The sequence below is a fragment of the Aeromonas sp. QDB62 genome, from assembly GCF_027705695.1.
GTDB classification, from domain to species: Bacteria; Pseudomonadota; Gammaproteobacteria; order Enterobacterales; family Aeromonadaceae; genus Aeromonas; species Aeromonas allosaccharophila.
Genome location: NZ_JAPDCD010000006.1, coordinates 26,379 through 48,977, shown reverse-complemented (window position 1 = coordinate 48,977; position 22,599 = coordinate 26,379). Strand labels below are relative to the sequence as shown.

Here is a 22,599-nt window from a genome sequence, read left to right as displayed (position 1 = left end):
GCGCAATGGCAGCGATAGATAGTGATAGGACACCGGATGGCTGTTCGCACCCGCATATTGTGTCTGTTCTCAGTTCATTCACTTATTTCAATTAATCACCAGAGTTTAACGCCAAATAACTTGTGGAAAATCAACCCACTCAATCCGCAGTATGCAAATGCTGCGTCAATATGTTCCCTCTGTCCCATCTCCTTGCTTGAAAAGCCCCCTGCACGTCCTTAAACTTCAACGTGGGGAAAAGTGGATTAAAGTGGTTTTTAGAGGGGCAATCTGCCTGCTCACTCACCTTCAGGGACTGCAATTTGTTGCGTGGCGCTCATGCTATCAGCCTGGACAGTAAAGGGCGGCTGGCTATTCCGACCAAATTTCGTGATTGGCTGCGCGATGAAAGCGACGGCCAGCTGGTCTGTACCATCGATATTGCCCATCCCTGTCTGCTGCTTTATCCCCTGACTGAATGGGAAGAGGTCGAGCGCAAGCTCAAGACCCTCTCCAGCATGAATCCGCAAGAGCGCCGTTTGCAGCGACTGCTGCTGGGACATGCAACCGAATGCGAGCTGGATGGCAATGGCCGTCTGCTGCTCAGTCAGCCACTGCGCAACCATGCGGGGCTGGACAAGAAAATCATGCTGGTGGGCCAGCTCAACAAGTTTGAGTTGTGGGATGAAGCCCGCTGGCAACAACAGGTCAATGACGACATCTTGGGTCTGCCCGGGGACGATTGGGCAAGCTCACCACGACTACAGGATTTCTCTTTATAAATGACCCAAGCCGCTGAACACATCACAGTGCTGCTGCACGAAGCCGTTGAAGGTCTGGCCATCAAGCCGGACGGTGTCTACGTCGACGGTACTTTTGGCCGTGGTGGTCATTCTCGTCTGATCCTGCAGCACCTTGGTCCCAATGGCCGCCTGATCGCCATCGACCGCGATCCGCAGGCGATCGCCGAAGCAGCCAAGATCCAGGATCCCCGTTTCGAAATCGTGCATGGTCCCTTCTCCGGCATCGCTTCCTATCTGGATGAGCGCGGTTTGTTGGGCAAAGTGGATGGCTTCCTGCTGGATCTGGGGGTCTCTTCACCCCAACTGGATGATGCCGAGCGCGGCTTCAGCTTTATGAAAGATGGTCCGCTCGATATGCGAATGGACCCCACTTCCGGTCAGAGCGCCGCCGAGTGGCTGGCCAAGGCCGATGTGGATGACATCGCCTGGGTGCTGAAGACCTTCGGTGAGGAGCGTTTTGCCAAGAAGATCGCCCGCGCCATCGTGCACGACCGCGTGACCGAGCCTTATGTGCGTACCCGTCAACTGGCGGAGATGATTGCCCGGGTCAATCCGAGCAAGGAGAAGGGCAAGCATGCGGCAACCCGCAGCTTCCAGGCCATTCGCATCTATATCAACAGCGAGCTGGACGAGATCGAAACCGCGCTCAACGGTGCGCTGGAAGTATTGGCACCACATGGCCGTCTGTCGGTGATCAGCTTCCATTCGCTGGAAGACCGGTTGGTGAAGCATTTCATCCGCAAGCACGAGAAGGGGCCGGAAGTGCCTTACGGCATTCCGTTGACCGAAGCCCAGCTCGCTGGCGGTCGCAAATTGAAGTCGGTCGGCAAGGCACTCAAGCCTTCTGATCATGAAGTATCTGAAAACAGCCGGTCACGCAGCTCGGTGCTGCGGGTTGCCGAACGGCTGGCGGAGTAAGCGATGAGCGAAGTGCGTGTTCATCTGGCCAAGGAGATCGTTGCCGATCTCTGGCGGCACAAGCTGCAGATTTTTCTGTCGGTCGCCGTGCTGGTGACCGCGTTTGCCGTGATCCTGGTGACCAACATGACCCGAGGTCTGACGGCCCAGCAGAACGATCTGATGGCGGAAGAGGATCGCCTCAATATCGAATGGCGCCATCTGCTGCTGGAGCAGGGCACTCTGGCTGAACACTCCCGGGTGGCGAGTCTGGCGATGGACAAGTTGCAGATGGGTCGTCCGCTGGTGACCACCGAGAAGGTAATTACCCAACCATGAAACGCAAGGCTACAGCCAAAGCTGCCAAAGCGACTGTCAAAGCGCCATCGATCTATCCGTGGCGCTTTCGCACGCTTGCGGTGTTTATCGGCATCGCGTTTGTGGGTCTGATCCTGCGTCTGGCCTGGATCCAGGTGATCAATCCGGATCGTCTGCGTCAGGAGGGGGACATGCGCTCCCTGCGAACCACCTCCACCCAGGCGGTGCGCGGCATGATCACCGATCGCAACGGCGAGCAGCTGGCGGTCTCGGTGCCGGTCGAAGCAGTCTGGGCCGATCCCAAGACCGTCCACGAATCCGGTGCCATCAATAATGAGCGAGCCTGGCTGGCGCTCTCCGCCGTGCTCAAGCTAGACATCAATACCCTCAAACACCGCATCGCCAACCCCAGCAAGCGCTTCGTCTATCTGCAGCGTCAGGTGACCCCTGCCGTGGCGGAATATATCAAGGGGCTCAAGCTGGGTGGCATTTACCTGCGTCCCGAAGCGCGCCGCTTCTACCCGACCGGCGAGATCAGCGCCCATCTGGTGGGGGTGACCAATATCGATGGCAGCGGTATTGAAGGGATTGAGCGCAGCTACAACGAGTGGCTGACTGCGACGCCCGGCGAGATGCGGGTGCGCAAGGATCGTCAGGGGCGGGTCATCGAGCGGCTTGGCCTTGTCAAAGAGGGCAAGAACGCCAACGATCTGCAACTCAGTATCGATCAGCGGGTGCAAGCACTGGCCTACCGCGCGCTCAAGCGGGCGACCGACGAGAACAAGGCGACCTCCGGCTCCATGGTGATGCTGGATATCAAGACCGGTGAAGTGCTCGCCATGGTCAACACCCCCTCCTATAACCCGAACAACCGCGGCCAGTATCAGAGCTTCCGGGTGCGCAACCGGGTGGTGACCGATACCTACGAGCCGGGCTCTACCATCAAGCCATTGATTTTGCTCAGTGCCTTGCAGGCTGGCGTGACCAGCTGGAAAGACACCATCCAGGGCGGGCCGCTCTTTATCTGGGCCAAGCAGATCAAGGACGTCAGTATCCACAAGGCGACCAACCTCTACGACATCCTGCGCTACTCCTCCAACATCGGTATGTCGCGCATCGCGCTGCGGATGCCGGCGCAGGAGATGATCAACACCCTCAGCATGTTCGGTTTCGGCATGGATACCGGTAGCGGGCTGATGGGTGAGAGCAGCGGCATGCTGCCTCAGCGCCGTCGCTGGTCCGATATCGAGCGGGCGACCCTCTCGTTCGGTTATGGCCTGCGAGTCACCCCGCTGCAGTTGGCTTCTGCCTATGCCACCTTGGCCAACAAGGGCAAACGGGTGCCGCTCTCCATCGTCAAGGTGACTACGCCGCCCAAGGGTGAGCAGGTGATCGATCACAACAACGCCTCTGCCATGTTGCAGGCGCTCGAGTATGTGGTCGACAACGCCATTCCGAAAGCCAAGATCCCGGGCTATCGGGTCGGCGGCAAGAGTGGTACCGCCAAGGTCGCCGTCGCCGGTGGCTATGGCAAGGATTACATGGCCTGGTTTGCCGGTTTCGCGCCCGCCAGTGATCCCCGTTTCGTCATGGTGGTGGTGATCAACGAGCCAAAAGGCAGCGCCTATTATGGCGGCGCCGTGGCGACCCCACCGTTTGCAGAGGCCATGGGCGGGGTGCTGCAGCTCTTCAATATTCGTCCCGATGCGGTGCCGCCAGCGGTGCCCACCAAACTTGCCCGTACGGAGGCCTCTCTTGTCCCGCGCACTTGATGTATTACTGCGCCCCTTCGGTATCCAGGCGCCGGCGCTCACCCTGACCGATATCCAGCTCGATAGTCGGCGGGTCGGCCCCGGCTCACTCTTCGTGGCCATTCGTGGTCATCAGGTGGATGGCAGACGGTTTATCGAACAGGCGGTGGCTCAGGGAGCGGCCGCTGTTGTGTTTGAGGAGGATGGTGAATTTATCGCGCCAGCGGTTTCCGTTCCCTGTATCGGGATGCGGGATCTGCCCGTTCACCTCTCTGCGCTCTCCGGGTATTTCTACGACCAGCCAGCGAAAAAACTGGCGCTGGTCGGGATCACCGGCACCAACGGCAAGAGCACTACCGCTTTGCTGGTCGCCAACTGGCGCACCCTGCTGGGTGGCAAAGCGGGCGTGATGGGCACCATCGGCAACGGTCTGTTTGGCAATCTGATCGAAGCGGAAAACACCACCGGTAGCGCCGTGCAGGTGCAAGCCAATCTGGCTGCGCTGCAAGAGCGGGGGGCGGATCTGGTGGCGATGGAGGTCTCCAGCCATGGTCTGGTGCAGCACCGTGTCGCCGCGCTGCCGTTTGCCGCCGCCGTCTTCACCAACCTGAGCCGGGATCACCTCGACTACCACGGCACCATGGAAGCCTATGGCGCCGCCAAGGAGCAGCTACTGCAGCTGGTCGATGAGTCGAATGCGGTGATTAACCGGGATGACGAGCTGGGTGCCAATTGGCTAGAAAAATACCCGGCAGCGGTGGCCTTCAGTGTGGACGGCCCGATTGAACACCATTCTGGCCGTCAATTAACGGCGCAGCAGCTCGATTTTCACCAGCAAGGTTTTCGCGCGCAGATTAACTCCAGCTGGGGGAATGGTGTATTATCCGCCCCCTTGCTCGGGCGCTTCAACGTCAGCAATGTGCTGGCCGCGATGGGCGTGATGCTGGTGCTCGGTTACGACTTCCACGAGCTGCTGGCAACAGCGCCTCAATTGCAGCCGGTGACCGGTCGCATGGAGTGTTTCGGCGGTGGCGATACGCCGCTGGCGGTGGTCGATTACGCCCACACCCCGGATGCGCTGGAAAAGGCATTGCAGGCCCTGCGGGTGCACTGCACAGGCCAGCTCTGGTGTCTGGTCGGTTGCGGTGGCGACCGCGATCGCGGCAAGCGCCCCATGATGGCGGCCATGGCCGAACAGTATGCGGATCGCGTGATCCTGACCGACGACAATCCCCGTACCGAGGAGCCGGCCCGGATCATGGCCGACATGGTGGCGGGTCTTCGCGATCCTGCTGCGGTGCAGGTGGAGCACGACCGCGTCAAGGCGATTGAGCTGGCCATCGGTCAGGCGAGCAAACAGGACATCATCCTGGTGGCCGGTAAGGGTCACGAGGATTATCAGATCATTGGAACCGACAAGCGGCACTATAGCGACCGGGAAACCGTCGCGGCCGCCTTGCACACATTATTGGAGTCATTCAAATGATGACCCTCAGGCTTGCCGAGCTGGCGCAGGTACTCGATGCCCGTCTGATTGGTAACGATGGCGAGATCACCGTCGTCAGTACCGACACCCGCACTCTGGGCGCGGGTGCCCTGTTCGTTGCCCTGCGCGGCGAGCGCTTCGATGCCCACGATTTTTGCGAGCAGGCCGTTCAGGCAGGGGCCTCTGCCCTGCTGGTCGAGCGTGAACTGCCGCTGGCCATCCCTCAGCTGGTGGTGGCCGACAGCCTCAAGGGGCTGGGCCGACTCGGCAAGCTGGTGCGCGAGCGCATCAATCCGAAAGTGCTGGCCATTACCGGCAGCTGCGGCAAGACCACGGTGAAGGAGATGGCGACCGCCATCCTGCGCAACGAAGGGGAAGTGCTGGCCACCGCTGGCAACTTCAACAACGAGGTGGGCGTGCCGCTCACCCTGCTGCGCCTCGAGCCGCAACACAAGTTTGCGGTGATGGAGCTGGGTGCCAACCATCCGGGCGAGATCGCCTGGACCACCTCATTGGCCAGACCCGATGCCGCCATCATCAACAACGTGGCAGCGGCACATCTGGAGGGCTTCGGCTCGCTGGAAGGGGTGTTCCACGCCAAGAGCGAAATTTTTGAGGGCTTGAGCGAGGGTGGCACCGCCATCGTCAATGCCGACAACGAATTCTGGCCGAAGTGGCGGGAACGCGGCATTCAGTGCGCCTTCTCCATCGAAGATCAGAGCCAGCCGTTCCACGCGCGCGACATGGTGCTCAACGAGCAAGGCTGCGCCGAGTTTGTGATGGTGACCCCGCAGGGCGAGCTGAGCCTGACTCTGGCGATCCCGGGTCGCCACAACGTGGCCAATGCGCTGGCTGCCGCCGCGGGCTGTCTGGCCCTCGGTGCATCCCTCGCCTGTGTCAAGGCGGGGCTGGAGCAGATGGCGCCGGTCAAGGGACGCTTCTGCGTGCAGCGCTGGGGCGGTCTGACCCTGGTGGACGATACCTACAATGCCAGCGTGGAATCCGTGCTGGCGGGCATCGATACCCTGACCGCCATGGGCGGCTTCAAGGTACTGGTGTTCGGTGATATGCGGGAACTGGGTGAGGAGTCTGCCGAGCAACACGCCCGGGTTGGCCGTCATGCCCGCGAGCGCGGTCTGGATGCCGTGCTGACAGTGGGGGAAGATAGTCGCCATACCGCAGATGCCGCGGTTGGCCGACATTTCGATAACAAGGCGTCGTTGTTTGAAGTGCTTGCGCAAATGATAAATACACATCAGGAAATTTCGATTCTAGTCAAGGGTGCCCGTGGCTCCCGCATGGAAGATATCGTCGAGATGGTCAAAGGCCATCAGGAGTCAGCCACATGCTAGTCTGGCTGGCCGAACTGCTCACCCCGCACTTCACCTTCTTCAACGTCTTTTCCTACCTGACGTTTCGCGCCATCCTGTCGATCATTACCGGTCTGGGGGTCGCCCTCTGGATGGGGCCGCGCCTCATTCGTCGCCTGCAGATCCTGAAGTTCGGTCAGGTGATCCGCAACGACGGTCCCGAGTCCCACCTCAGCAAGCGTGGCACCCCGACCATGGGGGGCCTGATGATCATTGCTGCGATCTTCACGTCTGTACTGCTCTGGTGCCGCCTCGACAACCCCTATGTCTGGTTGGTGCTGTTCGTGCTCGGAGCCTACGGCGCCATCGGCTTTGCCGACGACTACCTGAAGGTGGTGCGCAAGAATACCGACGGTCTGATCGCGCGCTGGAAGTACTTCTGGCAATCCGCGGTAGCGCTGGCGGTGGCGGTGTTCCTCTATGCCACCGCGACCCATGAGGGGCAGACCCAGCTGGTGGTGCCTTTTCTCAAGGATGTGATGCCGCAGCTTGGTCTGATGTTTATCGTGCTGACCTATTTTGTCATCGTCGGAACCTCCAACGCGGTCAACCTGACCGACGGTCTCGACGGCCTAGCAATCATGCCGACCGTGATGGTGGCAGGGGGCTTTGCCCTGATTGCCTGGGCCACCGGTAACGTCAACTTTGCCAACTACCTGCACATTCCCTACGTGCCCTATACCTCCGAGCTGGTGATCGTCTGTACCGCCATCGTCGGGGCGGGTCTGGGTTTCCTCTGGTTCAACACCTATCCGGCGCAGGTATTCATGGGGGACGTAGGTTCCCTGGCGCTGGGCGGCGCGCTCGGCACCATCGCCGTGCTGGTTCGTCAGGAGTTCCTGCTGGTGATCATGGGCGGTGTCTTCGTGATGGAGACTGTCTCGGTGATCCTGCAGGTGGGGTCTTACAAGCTGCGCGGCGTGCGGATCTTCCGCATGGCGCCGATCCATCACCACTACGAGAAGAAGGGCTGGCCGGAGCCGCGCGTTATCGTGCGTTTCTGGATCATCACCCTCGTGCTGGTGCTGCTGGGTCTTGCCACCCTGAAGGTGAGGTAAGGCCATGGTCATCATCATCGGATTGGGCAAAACCGGACTCTCCTGTGTCGATTACTTCCTTGGCCGTGGCGTCACGCCACTGGTGATGGACACCCGCGCCAACCCGCCCGGCAAGGATCAACTGCCGCCGGAGGTGGAGCTGATCCATGGCCTCGATGAGGCACTGCTCAAGCAGGCGCACATGATCGTCGCGAGCCCAGGTATCGCGCTGGCGACCCCCGAACTGAAAGCCGCTGCCGAGCGTGGCGTGCAGATCATCGGCGATATCGAGCTGTTTGTCCGCGAGACCCAGACCCCGGTCATCGCCATCACCGGCTCCAACGGCAAGAGCACCGTCACCACGCTAGTGGGCGAGATGATTGCCGAAGCCGGGCTCAAGGTCGGAGTGGGCGGTAATATCGGTACACCGGCGCTGGAGTTGCTCAAGCAGCCGATGGATCTCTGCGTGCTGGAGCTCTCCAGTTTCCAGCTCGAGACCACCTACAGCCTGCGTGCTGCCGCGTCCGTGGTGTTAAACCTCAGTGAGGATCATATGGATCGCTATCAGGGCATGGCCGACTATCGCGCCGCCAAGATGGAGATCCATCAGCACTCCAAACACATTCTGGTCAATCGCGACGATGCACAGACCCTGCCCGATGTGGGTCAGGTGTGGCAGAGCTTTGGTCTCGACTGCAATGGCTATGGCCGCTGCCTGCTGGATGGCCGCTACTGGCTGACCCTGCACGGCGAACCGCTGCTGGCGGTGGATGAGATGAAGATTGTCGGCGCCCACAATCAGGCCAATGCCCTTGCCGCCATGGCGCTGTGCGATGCGGTCGGCATTCCCCGCGCTGCGCAGCTCACCGTGCTGCGCCGCTTCGAGGGCTTGCCCCATCGTGCCCGCTTCGTGCGCGAGGTGAACGGGGTACGCTGGATCAACGACTCCAAGGCCACCAACGTGGGCGCCACGCTAGCTGCCGTTGCCGGTGTGCGCGAGTCGGTCAAGGGACGCCTGTTGCTGCTGGCCGGTGGTCAGGGCAAGGGGCAGGATTTTGGCCCGATCCAGGCGCTGCTGGGCAACCAGATCGATCACATGTACTGCTTCGGTCAGGATGCCGAGGTGCTGCTGGCACTGGGCGAGCAGACCGAACGGGTGGCCGACTTGGCCGCTGCGGTTGCCAAAGCGGCTGCCGATGCCCGGCACGGTGACTGGGTACTGCTGGCGCCAGCCTGTGCCAGCCTCGATCAGTTCAAGTCGTTCGAGGTGCGCGGCGATCGCTTTACCGAGATGGTACAGATGCTATGAACGCCTACCTTGCCAGCCTGAACGGGCTTAACCTCTTCACATCCTTCGAGGTTCGCGGTGATCGCCTTACCGCTGAACTGGTGCTGGCACTATGAACGCCCTTCGCGCAGCAGCAGGTCTGTTCCAGCGCTGGTTGTTACCGGCGCGTCCTGCCGGTCTCTACGATCGGCAGCTGGTACTGCTGGCGCTCTCCCTGATGGCGGTCGGGGTGGTCATTGTTGCGTCTGCTTCGATCCCCGAAGGGATTGCGCTGGGGGATGACCCCTTCATGTTCGTGAAGCGTCACGCCCTGTTTCTGGTGATGGCGCTCGGTATCTCCTGGTTTGTATTGCAGGTGCCGATGGCGCGCTGGCAACAGCACAACGGCCCCATGCTGCTGCTGGCGATCTTGATGCTGGTGCTGGTGCTGCTGGTTGGTCGCAACGTCAACGGTGCGGTGCGCTGGTTGCCGCTCGGCCCCTTCAACCTGCAGCCTGCGGAATTTGGCAAGCTGGCGTTGTTTGTCTATCTGGCCGGTTATCTGGTGCGGCGTCAGAGCGAAGTGCGCGAAGCCTGGATCGGCTTCCTGAAACCGCTGGCGGTGTTCGGGGTGCTGGCGGTCTTGCTGCTGTTGCAGCCGGACTTGGGTTCCACCGTGGTGATGTTCGTCACCTCGTTCGGCATGCTGTTTCTGGCCGGTGCCCGACTGGGGCAGTTTTTGACCCTGATCGGCGCGGGCCTCGGCTCGGTGGTGATGCTGATCATCGTCGAGCCCTACCGGATGCGGCGGGTGACCTCCTTTATGGATCCCTGGGCCGATCCGTTCGGCAGCGGCTACCAGTTGACCCAGTCGCTGATGGCGTTTGGTCGTGGTAGCTGGTTTGGTGAAGGGCTTGGCAACTCCATCCAGAAGATGGAGTACTTGCCGGAAGCGCACACCGACTTCGTGTTTGCGATCCTCGGCGAAGAGCTGGGTTACGTCGGGGTGCTGGGCGCCCTGTTCCTGATTTTTGCGCTGGCGATCAAGGCGCTCAAGCTGGGGCATCGCGCGCTGGTGGCAGAGCGGCTCTATGACGGCTATCTGGCCATCGGCATCGGCATCTGGTTCAGCTTCCAGACCTTCGTCAACGTTGGCGCGGCCAGCGGCATGATGCCGACCAAGGGCTTGACCCTACCGCTGGTCAGTTACGGTGGCTCCAGTCTCATCATCATGGCGGTGGCGGTGAGCATGTTGATTCGAATCGATTTTGAGTTGCGTCAGGCGACAGCCCAGGCGCGCGTGCGGGAGGTTTAGTGAGCAAGACTCTGTTGGTGATGGCAGGTGGTACCGGTGGACATGTGTTCCCCGGTCTGGCCGTGGCCGATCGCCTGAAGGCCCAGGGCTGGACTGTCCACTGGCTCGGCACTGCCGACCGGATGGAGGCGGAGCTGGTGCCCGCCCACGGTTATCCCATCTCCTTCATCGATATTCAGGGAGTGCGTGGTAACGGCATCAAGCGACTGCTGGTGGCGCCCTATCGCATCGTCAAATCGATCCTGCAGGCACGTCAGGTACTCAAGACCGTTCGCCCTGACGTGGTGCTCGGTATGGGCGGTTTTGCCTCTGGCCCGGGTGGCGTGGCGGCCTGGTTCTCCGGCATCCCGTTGTTGCTCCATGAGCAGAATGCTGCTGCCGGCATGACCAACAAGCTGCTGGCGCGTATCGCCAGGCGGGTGCTGATGGCATTTCCGGGCGCCTTCGCGCCGAGCCGTCGCACCGCCGTGGTAGGTAATCCGGTGCGTCCCGAAGTGGTCGCCCTGCCGGATCCGCAACTGCGCAGTGGAGCCGAGCCACTGCATCTGCTGATCGTCGGTGGCAGTCTGGGTGCCCGGGTGCTCAACGAGCAAGTACCTGCTGCGGTGGCGGCTGCCGGTGTGCCCATTGAAGTGCGTCACCAGTGTGGCAAGGGCAATGCCGAGGCTGTCTCTGCTGCCTATGCCCAACACGGCATCAATGGCGAGGTGAGCGAATTTATCAAGGATATGGCCAGCGCCTACGCCTGGGCCGACCTGGTGGTCTGCCGTGCCGGTGCCCTGACCGTTTCCGAAGTGGCTGCCGCCGGTGTGGCTGCCATTTTCGTGCCGCTGCCCCATGCGGTGGATGATCACCAGACCCGTAACGCCCTGACCCTGGTCGACGGCGGTGCGGCCGAGTTCTTGCCCCAGTCCGAGCTGAATACCGCCTCACTGGCGGCGCGCCTGACCTGGCTGGCTGGCCGCCGGGAGACCCTGTTTAACATGGCGAAAGCGGCTCGTCGCGTCGCCATTACCGATGCGGCCGAGCGGGTTGCCGATGAGTGCAAACAGCTCGCAACCGGGCAGAGTGGTAAAGATTGATGAGCAAGGTTGCAGCGGTGACACCGTGCAGCCTTGTACCTGTATGTATTGATGCCGCCGTGCAGCCGCGCTTTGACGGCACATGGCCTGCGGCAGACTAAAGAGACGATTATGACCAAGGTTGAACTGGCAAAACTGCGTACTGTGATCCCCGAAATGCGCCGCGTGCGTCGCATCCACTTTATCGGCATCGGTGGTGCCGGTATGGGCGGGATCGCCGAAGTGCTTGCCAACGAAGGGTATCAGGTAACGGGTTCGGATCTGGCTCGCAACGCCGTGACCGAACGGTTGGCCGGACTGGGCGCGCACATCTTTGTCGGTCACAGTGCCGAACACGTCGAGGGTGCCAGCGTGGTGGTGGTTTCTACCGCCATCAAGCAGGACAACCCTGAGCTGCTGGCCGCCCGCGAACTGCGGATCCCCGTCGTGCGCCGCGCCGAGATGCTGGCCGAGCTGATGCGTTTTCGTCACGGCATCGCCATTGCCGGTACTCACGGCAAGACCACCACCACCAGTTTGGTGGCGAGCATCTATGCCGAAGCCGACCGCGATCCGACCTTCGTCATCGGTGGCCTGCTCAACAGTGCCGGTACCAATGCCCGGCTGGGCAGCAGCCGCTACCTGATCGCCGAAGCGGACGAGAGCGACGCCTCTTTCCTGCATCTGCAGCCGATGGTCTCTATCGTGACCAACATCGAAGCGGATCACATGGACACCTACGGCGGTGATTTCTCCAAGCTGAAGGCCACCTTCATCGAGTTTCTGCACAACCTGCCCTTCTACGGACTGGCGGTGGTCTGCATCGATGATCCGGTGATCCGTGGCATGTTGCCCGAGATTGCCCGCCCGACCCTGACCTACGGTCTCTCTGACGATGCGGATGTGCAGGTGCTGGATTTTGTCCAGACCACCAACCACAGCTGCTTCCGGGTTCGCCGCAAAGAGGCGGGTGAGCTGCAGGTGACCCTCAATTTGCCGGGTATTCACAACGCATTGAACGCCGCAGCGGCGATAGCTGTCGCGACCGAGGACGGTGTCAGCGATGAGGCCATCATCCGTGCGCTGGCCAAATTTGAAGGGGTCGGCCGTCGCTTCCAGCAGTATGGCGAGTTTGAAACCGGTCGCGGCAAGGCGATGCTGGTGGACGATTACGGTCACCACCCGAGTGAAGTGAAGGTCACCATCAATGCCGCCCGTGCCGGTTGGCCCGAGAAACGTCTGGTGATGGTGTTCCAGCCGCACCGTTATACCCGCACCCGCGACCTCTACGAGGACTTCGCCGATGTGCTCTCCAAGGTTGACGTGCTGGTGATGCTGGAGGTTTATGCTGCCGGAGAGGAACCGATCCCAGGCGCAGATGGACGAGCACTGTGCCGCTCCATTCGCTCGCGCGGCAACCTTGAACCCATCTTCGTCGCCACGCCAGATGACGTGCCAGCCGTGCTGGCCGACCTGATTGGCGAGGGGGATTTGGTGCTGACTCAAGGCGCCGGGAACGTCGGGGCGCTTGCCCGTCGTCTCGGAGAGATGAAATTGAGCGTAGATAGCATGAAATCTGGCGCCTGAGGGCCCAATGAGTATTTTGACCGCCAAGCCGGGGCCTATATAATGGCGAACCGGTCTGTCAAAAGGCCGGATTAGCGCGTTACACGGGGAACGATCGGGTGGAGGCAAGGGCACAGGGGCGCACCAAGGGTGGCTTCATCGCAGGCGTAGTATTTTTCCTGCTGGTGATATGGGGCTGCTACCGGACGGCGCTGGACGTTAAAGGTTGGCTGACAGATGCCAACCGGTTGCCCATGAGCGAGCTGTTGCTGCAGGGGCAACATCAGTATTTGCAAACCGAAGAGCTGCGGATGGCCGTGCTGGATGGCGCCGAGCTGCGCAACTTCTTCGAATTGGACGTCAACGAATTGCAGGCACGGCTCAATGCCCTGCCATGGGTAGCTCAGGTCTCGGTACGAAAGAAGTGGCCGAACAAGATCAAGATCTACCTCACGGAACAAGATGTGGCGGCGCGCTGGAATGGCAACCGCTTTGTCAACACCAGGGGCACGGTATTCAGTGCCCCGGATCGGGTCAAGACGCCGCTGTTGCAGCTGTCAGGGCCGGATGATCAGGCCGCCCGGGTGTTGAAAGAGAGTCGGCAGTACGAGTCGCAACTGGCTGCCAAGGGATACAAGTTGCTGGGGGTGAATCTGACCCCTCGCCATGCCTGGGAACTGACCCTGGATGGCAATATCAAGCTGTTCCTGGGACGCAATGACATTGCGCTCCGGTTGCAGCGGTTTATCGATGCCTTCCCGGTCATCGAACCCCGTGCGCAAGTTGCCTACGTGGATCTTCGATATGACACCGGAATGGCAGTTGGCTGGAAGAAGAGCGAAGAGAAAGTGCATGACCAACACCGCAGATAGGAATTTGATTGTCGGACTGGATATCGGCACAACCAAGGTGGCGGTTCTGGTCGGGGAAGTATTGCCGGACGGTGAACTGAACGTCATCGGTATGGGCAGTCACGCTTCCCGCGGAATGGAGAAGGGCGGGGTCAATGACCTCGACTCCGTGGTCAAGTCACTGCGCCGCGCGGTGGAAGAGGCCGAGATGATGGCCGACTGCCAGATCAGCTCGGTTTATCTGGGTTTGTCCGGCAAGCATATTGACTGCCGCAACGAGACCGGTATGGTGCCCATCTCCGATGAAGAGGTGACCCAGGAGGATGTGGACAACGTGATCCACACCGCCAAGTCGGTTCGCCTCTCCGACGAGCTGCGGGTGCTGCATGTGCTGCCTCAGGAGTTTGCCATCGATTATCAGGAAGGGATCAAGAATCCGGTTGGCCTCTCCGGTGTGCGGATGGCGGCCAAGGTTCACCTGATCACCTGCCACAACGACATGGCCCGCAACATTGAGAAATGTGTGGAGAAGGTCGGCTTGCGCGTGGATCAACTGATCTTCTCCGCGCTGGCCTCCAGCTATGCCGTGTTGACCGAAGACGAGAAGGAGCTGGGTGTCTGCGTGGTGGACATCGGTGGCGGTACCATGGACATGTCGCTGTTTACCGGCGGTGCCCTGCGCCACACCAAGGTGATCCCGTACGCTGGCAGCACAGTGACCAGCGACATCGCCTACGCCTTCGGCACGCCGCCGCTCGACGCGGAAGCGATCAAGGTGCGCTACGGTTGCGCCCTCGGCCGTCTGGTCAGCAAGGAAGACAATATTGAAGTACCCAGTGTCGGCGGTCGTCCGGCGCGCAGCCTGCAACGGCAGACGCTGGCTGAAGTGATTGAGCCCCGTTACACCGAGTTGCTCTCCATGGTGAATGATGAGCTGGTGCGGGTACAAAGCGAGTTGAAAGCGCAGGGGGTCAAGCATCAGCTGGCAGCCGGTGTGGTCTTGACCGGCGGCGCTGCCCAGATTGAAGGCATTGTGGAGTGTGCAGAGCAGATCTTCCAGAGCCAGGTCCGGGTGGGAGAGCCCATGAACATACGTGGTTTGAGTGATTACGTGCAGGCACCGGTGTACTCGACTGCGGTCGGGTTGCTGCAATATGGCCGCACCCATCAAGCCACAGGTAGCAACAAAGAATATGCCGCCAAGGCAAGCGTCGGTGGCCTGGTCAAACGGGTTAGCAACTGGCTGCGTGGCGAGTTCTAAGAATTTTGCTGAGTCAGGCAAATAAAGCGGAGAGACAACATGTTTGAATTTATGGATAGCCACACTGACGAAGCCGTCATTAAAGTGATCGGTGTAGGTGGCGGCGGCGGTAACGCTGTCGAGCACATGGTTCGTCAAAATATTGAGGGTGTTGAGTTCATTACCGTCAACACCGACGCCCAGGCACTGCGTAACTCCAGTGCCAACACTACCCTGCAGATCGGCGGTGGCATCACCAAGGGTCTGGGTGCCGGCGCCAATCCGGAAGTGGGTCGTGATGCGGCCATGGAAGATCGCGAAGCGCTGCGTGAGCTGCTGACCGGTTCCGACATGGTGTTCATCGCCGCCGGTATGGGTGGTGGCACGGGTACCGGTGCTGCGCCGATCGTGGCCGAAGTGGCACGCGAGATGGGCATCCTGACCGTTGCCGTCGTCACCAAGCCGTTCTCCTTTGAAGGGAAGAAGCGGATGGGCTTCGCCGCGCACGGTATCGAAGAGCTCTCCAAAAACGTCGACTCCCTGATCACCATCCCCAACGACAAGTTGCTGAAGGTGCTGGGTCGCGGCATCTCCCTGCTGGACGCTTTCAAGGCGGCCAACGATGTGCTGCTTGGCGCGGTACAGGGCATTGCCGAGCTGATCACCCGTCCGGGCTTGATCAACGTCGACTTCGCGGACGTGCGTACCGTGATGCGTGAAATGGGTACCGCCATGATGGGTACCGGTTCCGCCTCCGGTGATGACCGTGCCGAAGAAGCTGCCGAGAAAGCCATCTCCAGCCCGCTGCTGGAAGACGTGGATCTGGCTGGTGCCCGTGGCATCCTGGTCAACATCACCGCCGGTATGGACATGACCATCGAAGAGTTCGAAACCGTGGGTAACGCGGTCAAGGCCTTCGCTTCCGAGAACGCCACTGTAGTAGTGGGTACCGTCATCGACCCGGAAATGCACGACGAACTGCGTGTGACCGTAGTTGCGACCGGTATCGGTGCCGAGCGCAAGCCGGACATCACACTGGTCAAGAGCAGCCAGGTGCAAGAGCGCCCGGTACGTCAGCCGCTGGTCAGCGACATGATGCAAGGCCGTGTGATGGACGAAGCCCCGGCCAAGGTGGTCAACGCCGAGCCGCAAGCTCGTCGCGAACCGGATTACCTGGATATTCCGGCGTTCCTGCGCAAGCAAGCTGACTAAGCCTCTTATGGCTCTTGTTTGTTTGTTGTTCAAGGAATGTGCTAAGATGGCCTGCCAACGACCATCTGGTCCGGATTTTAAGCTGTTTAGGGTACACCCATGATTAGACAAAGAACCTTGAAAACGAGTGTACAGGCGACTGGTGTCGGCCTGCATTCGGGCCGGAAAGTCACCATGACGTTCCGTCCGGCGCCTGTGAACACAGGGATCGTTTACTTGCGTACCGACCTGAATCCTGTGGTGGAGCTGCCAGCCAATGCCGATCAGGTGCGCGATACCGTGCTCTGTACCGCTCTGGTCAACGAAGCCGGTGTCCGTGTCTCTACCATTGAGCACCTCTCTGCCGCGCTGGCCGGGATGGGGATCGACAACCTCTATGTCGAGGTTGACGCGCCCGAGATCCCGGTGATGGACGGCAGTGCGCATCCCTTTATCTACCTGCTGCAGGAAGTCGGGATCCGTGAGCAAAATGCGGCCAAGCAGTTTGTGCGGATCAAGAAGAGCATCCGGGTTGAAGACGGCGACAAGTGGGCGGAATTCCACCCCTATCGCAACGGCTTCAAGATGGATCTCGAGATCGATTTCCAGCATCCGGTGTTTGAAGGGCGCAATCAGCGTTGCGTACTGGACTTCTCCGGTGCCTCCTTCGTGAAAGAGATCAGCCGTGCCCGTACCTTCGGGTTCATGCGTGATATCGAGTACCTGCGTTCCCAGAACCTGGCGCTGGGCGGAAGCCTGGAAAACGCCGTGGTACTGGACGACTATCGGGTGCTGAACGAAGACGGTTTGCGTTATGAGGACGAGTTCGTGAAGCACAAGATGCTGGACGCGATCGGTGACCTCTATATGTGTAACCGCAGCATCATCGGTGAGTTCCGTGCCTACAAGACCGGACATGCCCTGAACAACAAGCTGCTGCGTGCCTTGCTGGCCGAGCAGGAGGCTTGGGAACTGGTGACCTTCGAGGGTGAGGGCGACAAAGCGCCTATCGCTTACTACGATAACGGTCTGGTTCTGGCCTGATAGCTGTGCAACGGAACGTCGGTCCTCTCTCCGCACCGACGTTCCGTCATTTGTTTACTCCATCCTTTAATACCGATTATCTCCCGGTTTTATTTCCCGTGCAGGCTCCTGGCCGCACCTGACCGAGCAGACTTAGTTCTATGAGCATTACCCTGATCCTCCACGGCAAGCAGCGACGCAAGTTGCACCTGCCCAAACAACGTCTGGCCTGGGTCGGCGGTATTCTCTTCTCCCTGTTGGCCCTTGGTGGTGGTTGGCTCTGGCAGAGCTGGCACCAGAAAATGGAGGCGCTGGAAGTGGCGCTTGCCGTTGCCGAGCAGCAGTCCGTCGACCAGAGTGGCGACGAAGCCCGTGAACAGTTGGCAATGCTGGCTGCTCAGGTGGGCACCATGCAGGGCCAGCTTGGCCGTCTCAATGCCCTCGGCGAACGATTGACCGAGCAGGCCGATCTCGATCCCGACGAGTTCAATTTCAAAGAGCTGCCCCCGATGGGCGGCCCTTCTTATGATGAAGATCTGGAAGTGAGCCTCAACGAGCTGCAAGCCTCGATGAAACACCTCAGCCAGCAGCTCAGCAGCCGCGAAGAGCAGCTGTCGGTACTTGAATCTTTCATCATGAATCACCATATCACCGATGCCGGTTTTATTTCCGGCACGCCAGTCAAACAGGAGCGAGTTTGGGTCTCGTCCGGGTTTGGTGGACGGGTCGATCCGTTCAACGGGCGTGCCAAGATGCACAAAGGGGTCGATTTCCGTGGCAAACCCGGAACCCCGATTCTGGCCACCGGGCCTGGCATTGTCAGCTGGGCGGGCCGTCATCCGGAATTTGGCAATATGGTGGAGATTAATCACGGCAATGGCCTGGTCACCCGCTATGCCCACAACTCCAGGTTGCTGGTCGAGGTGGGCACCCTGGTTGATCAGGGTCAGAAGATTGCCTTGATGGGACGTACCGGTCGCGCGACCGGGGTCCATCTGCATTACGAAGTGTTGAAAGACGGTCGTCAGGTCAACCCCGCACGCTTTCTCAGTGCCAGCCGGGGTTAGGTTTTTTTCTTCAGTTCCAGTGACGGAACGCTTTTATAACCAGAAATAGTTGGTACCCATGATTAGCACACTGCTTACCAAGATTATCGGCAGCCGGAACGACAGAACGCTCAAGGCTTTGCGCAAAATTGTAAAACAGATCAATGCCATGGAGCCGCAGTTCGAGGCTCTGTCCGATGCCGAGTTGCAGGCCAAAACGGCCGAATACCGTCAGCGTATCGAGCAGGGTGAGACCCTGGAGCAGCTGCTGCCGGAAGCGTTCGCGACCGTGCGTGAAGCCTCCAAGCGGGTGTTCGGCATGCGTCACTTCGACGTGCAGCTGATCGGCGGCATGGTGCTGAACTCCAACCGCATCGCGGAAATGAAGACCGGTGAAGGTAAAACCCTGACCGCAACCCTGCCAGCTTACCTGAATGCCCTGAGTGGCCGTGGCGTGCACGTGGTAACGGTGAACGACTACCTGGCCAAGCGTGATGCGGAAGCTAACCGTCCGCTGTTCGCCTTCCTTGGCATGACCGTCGATTGCAACGTGCCCGGCATGGATGCGTCCCAGAAGCGTGACGCCTACGCCGCCGACATCACCTACGGTACCAACAACGAATTCGGTTTTGACTACCTGCGCGACAACATGGCGTTCTCGCCGGAGCAGCGCGTCCAGCGTCCGCTCAACTACGCGCTGGTGGATGAAGTTGACTCGGTGCTTATCGATGAAGCCCGTACTCCGCTGATCATCTCCGGCCCGGCCGAAGACAGCTCCGAGCTCTATATTCGCGTCAACAAGCTGATCCCGCTGCTGGTCAAGCAGGATAAGGAAGACACTGAAGAGTACACCGGCGACGGTCACTACACGGTGGACGAGAAGAACCGTCAGGCCCTGCTGACTGAAAACGGCCAGATCTTCGTGGAAGAGCTGCTCAAGAAAGAGGGGCTGCTGGATGAGAACGACTCGCTGTTCTCTGCCTCCAACATCAGCCTGTTGCACCACGTCAACGCCGGTCTGCGTGCTCACACTCTGTTCGAGCGCAACGTGGACTACATCGTCCAGAAAGACGAAATCGTCATCGTCGACGAGCACACCGGTCGTACCATGCCGGGTCGTCGCTGGTCCGATGGTCTGCATCAGGCCGTTGAAGCGAAGGAAGGGGTGAAAATCCAGAACGAGAACCAGACGCTGGCATCCATCACCTTCCAGAACTACTTCCGTCTCTACAACAAGCTGGCGGGGATGACCGGTACTGCAGATACCGAAGCCTTTGAATTCCAGCAGATTTATGGCCTGGATACCGTGGTTATCCCGACCAACAAGCCGATGGTGCGCAAGGACATGGGCGATCTGGTCTACCTGACCGCCAACGAGAAGTATGCCGCTATCGTCGAAGATATCCGTGGTTGCGTTTCCCGTGGTCAGCCGGTGCTGGTGGGGACCGTCTCCATCGAGAACTCCGAGCTGCTCTCCGGCATCCTGACCAAGGAGAACATTCCGCACAAGGTGCTGAACGCCAAGTTCCACGCCATGGAAGCGGAGATCGTCGCTCAGGCTGGCCAGATTGGTGCGGTCACCATCGCCACCAACATGGCCGGTCGTGGTACTGATATCGTGCTGGGCGGCAACTGGCAGGCAGAGATTGCCAAGCTGGAAAACCCGACCAGCGAGCAGATTGCCGAGCTGAAAGCCGCCTGGCAGGTGCGTCACGATGAAGTGCTGGCCGCCGGTGGTCTGCACATTATCGGTACCGAGCGTCACGAATCCCGTCGTATCGACAACCAGCTGCGCGGCCGTTCCGGTCGTCAGGGTGACCCGGGTTCCTCCCGTTTCTACCTCTCCATGGAAGATACCCTGATGCGGATCTTCGCCTCCGATCGCGTGACCGGCATGATGAAGAAGCTGGGCATGGAAGAGGGCGAAGCCATCGAGCACCCGTGGGTCACCAAGGCGATCGAAAATGCCCAGCGCAAGGTGGAAGGTCGCAACTTCGACATCCGCAAGAGCTTGCTGGAGTTTGATGACGTTGCCAACGACCAGCGCAAGGTGGTCTACGAGCAGCGCAACGAGCTGCTGGATACCAACGACATCTCCGAGACCATTCATGTTATCCGTGACGACGTCTACGGCGCGGTGATCGACGAGTACATCCCGCCCCAGTCTCTGGAAGAGATGTGGGACGTGCCGGGTCTGGAAGCACGCCTGAAGGCGGACTTCGCGCTGGATCTGCCGCTGCAACAGTGGCTGGCGGAAGATGACAAGCTGTATGAAGAGAAGCTGCGCGAGCGCATTCTGGACGAAGCCACCAAGCTCTATGCCCACAAGGAAGAGCTGGTCGGCAAAGAGGTGCTGCGCAACTTCGAGAAAGCAGTGATGCTGCAAACTCTGGATGGTCTGTGGAAAGAGCATCTGGCGGCCATGGATCACCTGCGTCAGGGCATCCATCTGCGCGGTTACGCTCAGAAGAACCCCAAGCAGGAGTACAAGCGTGAATCCTTCGATCTGTTCACTCAGATGCTGGAAACCCTCAAGCGCGATGTGGTCAGTATCCTGAGCCGTGTTCAGGTGCAGGAGCGCGATGTGGAAGCGATGGAAGAGCAGCAGCGCCAGCAGGCGGAAGCCGCTCCACGCACCTACACCCATGCCGCCGCAGAGAGCCAGCTGGCCGATGAGGAGGCCACAGGCGAAGAGGGTCACACCACCTTCGTGCGCGATGAGCAGAAGATCGGTCGCAACGATCCCTGCCCGTGCGGCTCCGGCAAGAAGTACAAACATTGCCACGGTCAGTTGACCTGATCGACGCAGTGCCATGACAAGGCGGGCCCGGTGCCCGCCTTGTTTTTGTCAGAGGGTGGCGAAGTCACTGTGGTGGCGCCACCTGACCAAGGGTTATCGGATATCAAGCATCATCGGCCGTTCACCCAGCCGGAGGTTGGGCGCATCGAACGGCGCGGTCAGGCATAGTGTGCAAAGGTAACAAGATGGAACAGAAAAAGCGGATCTGGGTGGCGGTTGGCGTCATCGAGAATGAACAGGGCGATATCTTCATCGCCAGACGCTCCTCCGATCGCCATCAGGGGGATCGCTGGGAGTTTCCCGGTGGCAAGGTGGAGTCGGGCGAGGATCTGCTCACCGCGCTGGACAGAGAGCTGTGGGAAGAGATCGGCATCCGGGTGCAGGATTGTACTCCCTTCATGGAGCTGCAGCACGACTACCCCGAGAAGCAGGTGTTGCTGGATATCTGGAAGGTGACCCGTTTCAGCGGCGAACCGTTCGGCAAGGAGGGGCAGGAATGTCTGTGGGTGCCGGTGGCAGAGCTGCACAACTACCACTTCCCCGATGCCAATGGCCCGATTGTGGCGCGGCTACAGGGTCTGCTGGCGTGAGCCGATAGCAACCAACAAGCATGAAAAAAGGGCCCGTCGGCCCTTTTTCATTTTAAAGAGGTGAGTGACCACTGGATTATAGCCACTGATCGCCCTCTTCCGGCTCCGGCAGCAGATCCGGATTGATCTCCCCCGGAATGCGCTTCTCTTCATCGGCCCATTCGCCGAGATCGATCAGCTGGCAGCGTTTGCTGCAGAAGGGGCGAAATGGACTCTGCGGGCCCCACTCCAGCTCGGTTTGGCAAGTCGGGCATTTGACCTTGGTGACCATCAGGATGTCTCCTTAGCAGCAGGCGAGCTGGAACGTCACATCGCCAATCGGCTGTTCTGCGGTGGGCAGAAAGCGCAGGGCGAAGCGGTTCTTGTGGCCGCTCAGGGTCGGGTAGCAGAACAGATTGCCCGGCAGCTTGATGCGGATAAGCTCGGCGCTCTCTGCGGTGTCCTGGAAGAAACCGTTGCTGGCAACCTGCTCACTGAAGCTGCCTGATTCGCGCCACAGGCGCAGCAACAGGGTGATGGCATTCATCAGCAGGTTGATGTCGCTCAGCCAGCCCTGCATCTGCTGGTGACGGGCAATGGCCGGAGTACCGAGCCAGTGGTGCAGCTGTGGCACATCGAAGGCACACAGGCCACCGGGGATGGAGAAACGCTGGCGGATCGAGCCGAGCAGACGATCCTCTTTCAGGCGGGCACCCGGGCGTGGCGAGTTGAGCAGGTTGCGGGAGAGCTGGCTGCTCTCATGCTGCATCTGCTTGATCTGTTCCAGATCGACATCGGGCAGGCTGGCCCAGTGGCTCAGACGCTGGCCGAGACGCTCCAGATCCTTGATGAGATCGGCGCGCAGGTCACCACGCTCCAGCAACTCCTGCAGATCGAACAGCCCCTTGAAGAAGGCGATATGTGCCCAGGATTGTTCACTCTCCAGATTGTCGCGGATCTGGGAAAACAGGGACTCCAGACGAAGATAGGTCCGGCTTTTTTCATTGAGGGGAAAATCGTAAATCATGC

20 protein-coding genes are annotated in these 22,599 nt (G+C 60.1%); 18 read left to right on the top strand and 2 right to left on the bottom strand.

The window, feature by feature from the left end:
• Positions 1-302 precede the first annotated feature (302 nt).
• From mraZ to mutT, 18 genes are all read left to right on the top strand, one after another.
• The gene (gene mraZ / locus OKC27_RS04550) at positions 303-761 is read left to right on the top strand and encodes a division/cell wall cluster transcriptional repressor MraZ (protein WP_042655670.1); all 459 of its coding nucleotides are present in this window, start codon (positions 303-305) and stop codon (positions 759-761) included.
• Positions 762-1,700: a 16S rRNA (cytosine(1402)-N(4))-methyltransferase RsmH gene (gene rsmH, locus OKC27_RS04545; RefSeq protein WP_005336168.1), complete on the top strand. Its 939-nt coding sequence runs from the start codon at positions 762-764 to the stop codon at positions 1,698-1,700.
• A gap of 3 nt (positions 1,701-1,703) precedes the next feature.
• A complete protein-coding gene (gene ftsL / locus OKC27_RS04540) occupies positions 1,704-2,018 on the top strand; it encodes a cell division protein FtsL (protein WP_042058665.1) in 315 nt (104 codons plus the stop codon).
• Positions 2,015-3,769, top strand: coding sequence for a penicillin-binding transpeptidase domain-containing protein (locus OKC27_RS04535; RefSeq protein ID WP_270805971.1), 1,755 nt, complete (start codon positions 2,015-2,017; stop codon positions 3,767-3,769). Before ftsL ends, OKC27_RS04535 begins: the two co-directional genes overlap by 4 nt.
• Entirely contained in the window at positions 3,702-5,234 is a 1,533-nt protein-coding gene (gene murE / locus OKC27_RS04530; RefSeq protein ID WP_182938395.1) for a UDP-N-acetylmuramoyl-L-alanyl-D-glutamate--2,6-diaminopimelate ligase, read from the top strand. Before OKC27_RS04535 ends, murE begins: the two co-directional genes overlap by 68 nt.
• Positions 5,231-6,586 (top strand): UDP-N-acetylmuramoyl-tripeptide--D-alanyl-D-alanine ligase, encoded by a 1,356-nt coding sequence (locus OKC27_RS04525; protein ID WP_182938394.1) that lies wholly within the window; start codon positions 5,231-5,233, stop codon positions 6,584-6,586. The genes murE and OKC27_RS04525 overlap by 4 nt, the downstream gene beginning before the upstream one ends.
• Entirely contained in the window at positions 6,580-7,662 is a 1,083-nt protein-coding gene (gene mraY, locus OKC27_RS04520) for a phospho-N-acetylmuramoyl-pentapeptide-transferase (protein ID WP_005355120.1), read from the top strand. Before OKC27_RS04525 ends, mraY begins: the two co-directional genes overlap by 7 nt.
• Positions 7,663-7,666: 4 nt before the next feature.
• Positions 7,667-8,950 carry a UDP-N-acetylmuramoyl-L-alanine--D-glutamate ligase gene (gene murD / locus OKC27_RS04515; RefSeq protein ID WP_182938393.1) on the top strand — a complete coding sequence of 428 codons (1,284 nt, stop codon included), beginning with the start codon at positions 7,667-7,669 and terminating at the stop codon, positions 8,948-8,950.
• A gap of 91 nt (positions 8,951-9,041) precedes the next feature.
• Entirely contained in the window at positions 9,042-10,223 is a 1,182-nt protein-coding gene (ftsW, locus tag OKC27_RS04510; RefSeq protein ID WP_042058675.1) for a cell division protein FtsW, read from the top strand.
• A complete protein-coding gene (gene murG, locus OKC27_RS04505) occupies positions 10,223-11,305 on the top strand; it encodes an undecaprenyldiphospho-muramoylpentapeptide beta-N-acetylglucosaminyltransferase (RefSeq protein ID WP_182938392.1) in 1,083 nt (360 codons plus the stop codon). The genes ftsW and murG overlap by 1 nt, the downstream gene beginning before the upstream one ends.
• 111 nt (positions 11,306-11,416) lie before the next feature.
• Positions 11,417-12,871 (top strand): UDP-N-acetylmuramate--L-alanine ligase, encoded by a 1,455-nt coding sequence (murC, locus tag OKC27_RS04500; protein ID WP_182938391.1) that lies wholly within the window; start codon positions 11,417-11,419, stop codon positions 12,869-12,871.
• A gap of 98 nt (positions 12,872-12,969) precedes the next feature.
• A complete protein-coding gene (locus tag OKC27_RS04495; protein WP_042655677.1) occupies positions 12,970-13,722 on the top strand; it encodes a cell division protein FtsQ/DivIB in 753 nt (250 codons plus the stop codon).
• Positions 13,703-14,962, top strand: coding sequence for a cell division protein FtsA (gene ftsA, locus OKC27_RS04490; RefSeq protein WP_005336148.1), 1,260 nt, complete (start codon positions 13,703-13,705; stop codon positions 14,960-14,962). The genes OKC27_RS04495 and ftsA overlap by 20 nt, the downstream gene beginning before the upstream one ends.
• Positions 14,963-15,001: 39 nt before the next feature.
• Positions 15,002-16,153 (top strand): cell division protein FtsZ, encoded by a 1,152-nt coding sequence (ftsZ, locus tag OKC27_RS04485; RefSeq protein WP_005336147.1) that lies wholly within the window; start codon positions 15,002-15,004, stop codon positions 16,151-16,153.
• Positions 16,154-16,252: 99 nt separating this feature from the next.
• Complete coding sequence (lpxC, locus tag OKC27_RS04480; RefSeq protein ID WP_005336146.1) at positions 16,253-17,176, top strand: UDP-3-O-acyl-N-acetylglucosamine deacetylase; 924 nt, start codon at positions 16,253-16,255, stop codon at positions 17,174-17,176.
• 140 nt (positions 17,177-17,316) lie between these two features.
• Complete coding sequence (locus tag OKC27_RS04475; protein WP_042058684.1) at positions 17,317-18,222, top strand: M23 family metallopeptidase; 906 nt, start codon at positions 17,317-17,319, stop codon at positions 18,220-18,222.
• A 58-nt stretch (positions 18,223-18,280) separates the two neighbouring features.
• Complete coding sequence (gene secA, locus OKC27_RS04470) at positions 18,281-21,001, top strand: preprotein translocase subunit SecA (protein WP_139406681.1); 2,721 nt, start codon at positions 18,281-18,283, stop codon at positions 20,999-21,001.
• A gap of 185 nt (positions 21,002-21,186) precedes the next feature.
• The gene (gene mutT / locus OKC27_RS04465) at positions 21,187-21,591 is read left to right on the top strand and encodes an 8-oxo-dGTP diphosphatase MutT (RefSeq protein WP_042058688.1); all 405 of its coding nucleotides are present in this window, start codon (positions 21,187-21,189) and stop codon (positions 21,589-21,591) included.
• A 76-nt stretch (positions 21,592-21,667) separates the two neighbouring features.
• Here the strand turns inward: mutT and yacG are convergent, their stop codons facing one another.
• Both yacG and zapD read right to left on the bottom strand, forming a co-directional pair.
• On the bottom strand, positions 21,668-21,862 hold the full coding sequence (gene yacG, locus OKC27_RS04460; protein WP_033138127.1) for a DNA gyrase inhibitor YacG: 195 nt from the start codon (positions 21,860-21,862) through the stop codon (positions 21,668-21,670).
• A 12-nt stretch (positions 21,863-21,874) separates the two neighbouring features.
• Complete coding sequence (gene zapD / locus OKC27_RS04455) at positions 21,875-22,597, bottom strand: cell division protein ZapD (RefSeq protein ID WP_182938390.1); 723 nt, start codon at positions 22,595-22,597, stop codon at positions 21,875-21,877.
• Positions 22,598-22,599 lie beyond the last annotated feature (2 nt).